This is a genomic window from Stenotrophomonas sp. B1-1 (assembly GCF_010894375.1).
GTDB lineage: Bacteria > Pseudomonadota > Gammaproteobacteria > Xanthomonadales > Xanthomonadaceae > Stenotrophomonas.
Genome location: NZ_JAAIUZ010000043.1, coordinates 1 through 5037 on the forward strand (window position 1 = coordinate 1; position 5037 = coordinate 5037).

Genomic DNA, 5037 nt, shown 5'->3' on the forward strand with positions numbered 1-5037 from the left:
GTCACCGGGCAAGGCAAAGCGCACCGTGGCTGTGCCCTGGTTGAGCTTGCGATCGAAGTAGTGCTCCTGGGTGTACAGGCCCTTGAGTGGTGCCAGGTCAAAGCCGCGGGCCGTGCTCAGATAGGCATCGGCGGCCGCGTTGGGGCGCTCCACCGTCTGCGGGTGGTGCTTGGAGTAGTCATCAAACAGGTCCGGATACAGCTCGCGAACCCTGATTTCGTGACGGCACTTGGACAGCCGCCCGCACCGCAGGATCCACGGATGCTCGGCATGGGTGTAGAAGTTGTCCTTCTCGCCACAGTTGGGGCAGCGACCACGCAGGAAGCTGCCGCGTCGCTTGAGGCTGTAGTCGCGCTCCAGGCACGCCAGGACTTGCTCGAGGATGTGGATCTCCATCGGTGATCTCAGCGCTTGAACGTAGAGGGCAGGCGCACGATGCGCCCGCCGGCGGCCTGGAAGGCCTTGATCTGTCGGCGCAGGGCGTCGGCCTCAGCGGCCTTCTGCGATGGACTGACCGGCACAAAGTCGGCCGGGGCCTTAACCAGGGGCTGGTGCTGGACGGTGGTCCAGCCGTGCTTGCTGCTCATCAGCCGGCCTCCGGATAGACCACGCCACAATCGACCAGGGCTATGCCCCGATCGGTCAGCTCCAACGCGAATGCGTCGGACCGGCTGTAGCGCAGCAGGCCCAAACACACCAGCTTGGCCACCGGCTCGGCAGTGAAGGTGGACGACAGGCCCTTGTCCGAAGGCCTGCGGCCCACATAGCCGGTACCGGTGTGGACCAGACCCTGATGGCGGGCGGCGGATTTCAGGCAAAGCTGCGCCGTTGGCGGCAGGGCCGCCAATTCAAGAATAAGCATGGGGGAAACCTCAGTTAGCTGGGTTTAGGGGCTGGGACTATCGAAGATGTCCAGCTGGGCATCGTTTTGCTGTTGGCGCAGGGCGCGCTCGGCAAGGGCGCGCTCATACGCCGGGGTCGGGGGCAGGTCACAGGCCGGGGCATTGGGAATGCCGCTGGGGCTGACCAGGCCGGTGATCTCGGTGTGGCCAGAGTAGCTGGCCGAGCACAACGGGTTTTGGCACACGTACACGTCGTTACGCAGGTGCGGATGCAGGAGGTAGCTGGTGCGCTTGACCAGCACCGAATGGCAAGCGCCGCAGTGGAAGACGCCTTTGCGCGAAATGACGGGTGCGTGCATGGTCATCAGTCCTGGAGGGTGCCGATCTTCATGCCGAGCAGCACGGCGGCACGATGGGCTTGCCCTCGTTTGCACTTAGAACGGCCACCCAGGACTTGATGGACTGTTGACTCAGACAGGCCATGCCGGCGGGCGAAGTCGGCTACGGACTCTCCGCGCAACTCCAAGCTGGCGCGCGCTTGGGCGGCGGTTCTGAGAGAAATGGAATTCTCGGCATTCATGCGAGATAGTGCGCTCTTGTCTGGCTTGATGTGGATGATGCTCTAAAAATAGATCATCCGCAATAGGAAATGCGATAAAAAATGGCAATTCACGAAAGACTCAAGAGTGAGCGCAAGCGCCTTGGCTTCACTCAGGAAGATTTTGCAGCTCTAGGTGGGGTCAATCGGACTGCTCAAGGCCGATACGAAAAGGGCCTTAGTTCACCTGGCTTGGAATACATGGAAGCGCTGGCGCGAGTCGGTGTAGACGTCCAATTCGTGATCACGGGGGGGCGAGGGATAGCCCTGAATCAATTGGAGTCGGCCCTGATCGGAGGCTTTCGAAGTGCTCCAGACCGCCTGCGTAGGGCCGCGCTTGCTGTACTGGGCGCTGATGACGCGGATGGCGAGCATGCATCGGGGGGCGCCACAGGTGCGGCGATTTCGGTTGCTGGTCAAGTTGCGCAGAACGTGAAGGCCAAGAACTTCAGCCAGAAGGGCGCAACCTTCACAATTAATGCCGACAAAGCTAAGCGCAGCAAATCACCCAAATGAATATTGGGGTGCTCCGAATCGTGCTGGCTGCAAGAGCCAACAGGCAGCGGCAATCCAGGACGGTGCGCCACGCACTCGAGGCCATTCAGTTGCAGCTGAAACTACCGTCGCCACTTTGATGGTGGCAATCGATCTCATTCGAATTTCGCCAGCAGACGACCCACCGTGCTCGCGTTCGAGCATCATGCAATCCGCCGCATCCATGGCGGATGCGGCAATTGCCCGTAGAGCGGCCTACGACAAACGGACGTGCGTGCGAACGTGTCGCGTGCGCACAACACTGGGTGCAGTCCGATCTGTTCGAACTGCGCCTGCTAACACAGAGGTGACAATGAGTCGGCCAGACGAAAACGAAGATGCGCCCAGCTTGGAGCACTACCACGGACACTTTGCGCCGCCCGAGCGCAGCCCGATTCCAGAGCGACAACAGAGCGAGTCGCAGCAATTGCCACCGAAGAAGGAGTGACATGGGTCCAGACGCCACCACCGCACGCACACCGGCAACCGCTGAACGTACCAAGGGGGAGGCGCTTCTGGACGTTGAATACGCACTGGAACTGGCCGTGCTCAGCCAGCGATTATATGAGCGTCTCAATAAGCTCATTGTGCTTGTGTGCTTGCTTGCAGGTAGTGCAGCGTTTGTCACCATTTTTCACCCTAACTCGGTGGTGGTGACCGTCGCCGGGATGGTAGTGGGCCTGCTAACGCTGGTTGAGCAGGTCTACGATTTTCGCGGCAAAGGGATTGTGCATGCGAACTTCGTAAAGCGCTTCAGTCGTCTACGCGTCAAGGCAGGGTCTATGACCCTGGAAGAGCTTGATAGGCATCTTGGAAAGATCAATCAGGAAGCGATTCCCGTGGTACAGGGACTTTGCAAAGTGGCGCGCAACAACATGCTCCGGCGGAATGGCTACCTGGACTTCGTGCGGCCGCTCACTCGATGGGAGCGCGCACTGCAGGTTTGGGTGTAACCGAGAATCATCCCGCCGCCTGTGGTGGCCCCGGCTCGCCACTGCGTTCGAGCCCGAGCGCGTTGGCGAACCGGGGCTTCATTTATCCCTAATTCCATGGGAGTTTCAGGGAAAATGGCTGCTTCGTATATGGATTTGTGACGGGTGGCTCGGACGGATACGGAATTCCTGCGCATGCGTAGCCCAGGGCAAGTTGGACATGTCCCACCGCGAGGTCGCCCATTCGGCCGTACGAACTGCCTTCTGCGGTGGCGTACAGGTCGGACAGGCCGACGTGGTTCGGTTCTAGCTCAAACTCATCAACTAGATCGGCGAAGGCGTCCGTAACTTCGTTTGAGGAGGATATATCGACCATTAGCGTGTTCGTGTCTACGCTTATTTTGCCGAGATCGCCGGGTATCAAGTTATTCGTCTGTTGGAATTTTGCTAGCACTACTTCGTCTATTTTCTCTGGAGTGGGGCAGTCGCTCGCGATGGCGGTTGGTGCGAGTGTTATCAGCGCCATTGTGGATGTGGCGAAGATTAAGGCTGTTCTATACATGGGAGTGCTCCGCGTGGTGTGATTGACCGAATACCGCAGGGGGCGCCAAACTTGCGTGAAATTTCCTTGCGCTACGAAATGATAACGTCTTATCCGAGACGCTCGTTTGACGAGCGCCGCTTCTCGGTGCTGCTAGACGCAAGTGGGACTGAGGTCGCCCGAACGCTAGGCCTTTGAGCTGGTGAAGCTGGTCAGCGTTTGGCTTTACGGGCTTGGCAGTTAGTTTGCCGTGCGCTCAGCACATTCGCTCGAGCTCCAGCGCGGTGGAAAATCCGCCGCTTCCGTCGAGGGTGTGGGTGGTCTTGGCCACCAGCCAATCGGTGCCATCGATCTCGGGTTTGAACCCGCGCACCGTCACGGTTTGCTCGGGATAAATGTCCGCCCGACCCAGCGCCAAGCGATAGCTCAACTGCGCGGTGCCGCGCTCTAAGCGCTTGAATTCCGCTTCGGCCTGCTGGCGTGCTTCCTCCGCGCTGGCGTAGGTCGCCTGCAGCTTCTTCTCGTTATCGGCCGTTCCCACCAGCACGCCATTGCGACGTGCGTTGCGGCGATCGCTCCAGTAGGCGCGTACACCGGTGTAACTGTCCCGATCGGCGACGGTGTAGCGATGCTGGTCACCGGAGGCGCGGGTGATGAGCACGCCTGGCAGCGGTGTGCCGCTGGCGGTAACGCCGGCACCGATCGGCGCAAAGATCAGGGTGCCCGCTTTGACCGTAGACACCGCATCGAAGCGCTTGGCCAGGCGGGTGAGCAAGTTGATATCGCTCTCGTTGGCCTGATCCAAGTGCGGTATCGCGACACCGGCCAGATTGGCGGCGATGGACGGCCGCAGTGCGTGCTCGGCGGCGATCGCACTGAGGATTTCTCCCAAGGTAGTGTCGTGCCAACTGCGCTCGCGCCGCGTGCGAACTGCGCCGGTCAGATCGGCCGAGCGCGCCCGAATACTGACGATATCGGGCGCGCCACTGTGCTCGACGTCATCGACCTTGAAGGTGCCCTTGTCAAACAGCCCACTGTCGCGCCAGCCGATGGCCACCTGCAGCGTCACACCGCGTCGCGGTAGCGCCAGGCGCCCGTCATGGTCATGCACGCGTAGGGTGACTTCGTCGGCCTGATCGCCTCGGCTTTCGGTCAGCGACAGATCCAGCAGACGCGGGGCCAACCGGTCCGTCAGGTCCTGCCCGTCGAGCAGGACCTGCCAGGCCGGAATGGGGTAGGGCGCCGTCCTCATGGCACCTCCTGCGCGATGCCATCGTCATCGCGCTCCAGCTGCAGCTGAAACTCGATCAGGCGTGGGGTGCCGTCGGGGAAGAACTCCTTGCGGGTTTCGCTCAGGCTGACGATCACATAGGCGCCGTACACCCGGCCGGTGCCTTCCACCAGAGCGTGCGGTGTGCCCTGGTCGGCCAGCTCGCGCAGGCCATCGAGCACGTGGAGGTCCTCGACCAGCTCGGCACTGATGGTGCCTTGCAGACTGATGGCGTCATCCCCCAAGCCGACGTACTGCCGGGCAGGTCGGGCGTGCAGGCGTTCGCTGCTGGCATGGCGCCAGGTGAGCTGGCGTTGAAA

At 61.1% G+C, this 5037-nt stretch carries 8 protein-coding genes and 1 pseudogene; 2 read left to right on the forward strand and 7 right to left on the reverse strand.

Going from position 1 to position 5037, the window contains the following annotated elements; translation table 11 throughout:
- From G4G00_RS21480 to G4G00_RS21495, 4 genes and pseudogenes are all read right to left on the reverse strand, one after another.
- Nucleotides 1–396: pseudogene (locus G4G00_RS21480) on the reverse strand (bifunctional DNA primase/helicase); the annotation flags it as partial.
- An 8-nt stretch (nucleotides 397–404) separates the two neighbouring features.
- Nucleotides 405–587 carry a hypothetical protein gene (locus G4G00_RS21485; RefSeq protein WP_164276462.1) on the reverse strand — a complete coding sequence of 61 codons (183 nt, stop codon included), beginning with the start codon at nucleotides 585–587 and terminating at the stop codon, nucleotides 405–407.
- The gene (locus tag G4G00_RS21490; protein ID WP_164276525.1) at nucleotides 587–862 is read right to left on the reverse strand and encodes a hypothetical protein; all 276 of its coding nucleotides are present in this window, start codon (nucleotides 860–862) and stop codon (nucleotides 587–589) included. The genes G4G00_RS21485 and G4G00_RS21490 overlap by 1 nt, the downstream gene beginning before the upstream one ends.
- 24 nt (nucleotides 863–886) lie before the next feature.
- Nucleotides 887–1201 (reverse strand): ogr/Delta-like zinc finger family protein, encoded by a 315-nt coding sequence (locus G4G00_RS21495; protein ID WP_164276528.1) that lies wholly within the window; start codon nucleotides 1199–1201, stop codon nucleotides 887–889.
- 302 nt (nucleotides 1202–1503) lie between these two features.
- On the opposite strand from G4G00_RS21495, the gene G4G00_RS21505 reads away from it, so the two are divergent.
- A complete protein-coding gene (locus G4G00_RS21505) occupies nucleotides 1504–1956 on the forward strand; it encodes a helix-turn-helix transcriptional regulator (RefSeq protein WP_164276534.1) in 453 nt (150 codons plus the stop codon).
- A gap of 467 nt (nucleotides 1957–2423) precedes the next feature.
- The gene (locus tag G4G00_RS21510; protein ID WP_164276537.1) at nucleotides 2424–2927 is read left to right on the forward strand and encodes a hypothetical protein; all 504 of its coding nucleotides are present in this window, start codon (nucleotides 2424–2426) and stop codon (nucleotides 2925–2927) included.
- Nucleotides 2928–3015: 88 nt separating this feature from the next.
- On the opposite strand, the gene G4G00_RS21515 is transcribed toward G4G00_RS21510, so the two are convergent.
- The 3 genes from G4G00_RS21515 to G4G00_RS21525 form a co-directional block, all read right to left on the reverse strand.
- A complete protein-coding gene (locus G4G00_RS21515; protein WP_164276539.1) occupies nucleotides 3016–3468 on the reverse strand; it encodes a hypothetical protein in 453 nt (150 codons plus the stop codon).
- A 235-nt stretch (nucleotides 3469–3703) separates the two neighbouring features.
- Nucleotides 3704–4699, reverse strand: a complete 996-nt coding sequence (locus G4G00_RS21520) for a phage late control D family protein (RefSeq protein ID WP_164276542.1) — start codon at nucleotides 4697–4699, stop codon at nucleotides 3704–3706.
- Nucleotides 4696–5037: phage tail protein (locus G4G00_RS21525; RefSeq protein WP_164276545.1), on the reverse strand; the 342-nt coding region annotated here is incomplete at its 5' end. The genes G4G00_RS21525 and G4G00_RS21520, both read right to left, overlap by 4 nt.

What these genes read in the sequence shown, in the direction of transcription:
- G4G00_RS21485 (WP_164276462.1), bottom strand. Translation starts at nt 587, where the DNA reads ATGAGCAGCAAGCACGGCTGGACCACCGTCCAGCACCAGCCCCTGGTT.
- G4G00_RS21490 (WP_164276525.1), bottom strand. Translation starts at nt 862, where the DNA reads ATGCTTATTCTTGAATTGGCGGCCCTGCCGCCAACGGCGCAGCTTTGC.
- G4G00_RS21495 (WP_164276528.1), bottom strand. Translation starts at nt 1,201, where the DNA reads ATGCACGCACCCGTCATTTCGCGCAAAGGCGTCTTCCACTGCGGCGCT.
- G4G00_RS21505 (WP_164276534.1), top strand. Translation starts at nt 1,504, where the DNA reads ATGGCAATTCACGAAAGACTCAAGAGTGAGCGCAAGCGCCTTGGCTTC.
- G4G00_RS21510 (WP_164276537.1), top strand. Translation starts at nt 2,424, where the DNA reads ATGGGTCCAGACGCCACCACCGCACGCACACCGGCAACCGCTGAACGT.
- G4G00_RS21515 (WP_164276539.1), bottom strand. Translation starts at nt 3,468, where the DNA reads ATGTATAGAACAGCCTTAATCTTCGCCACATCCACAATGGCGCTGATA.
- G4G00_RS21520 (WP_164276542.1), bottom strand. Translation starts at nt 4,699, where the DNA reads ATGAGGACGGCGCCCTACCCCATTCCGGCCTGGCAGGTCCTGCTCGAC.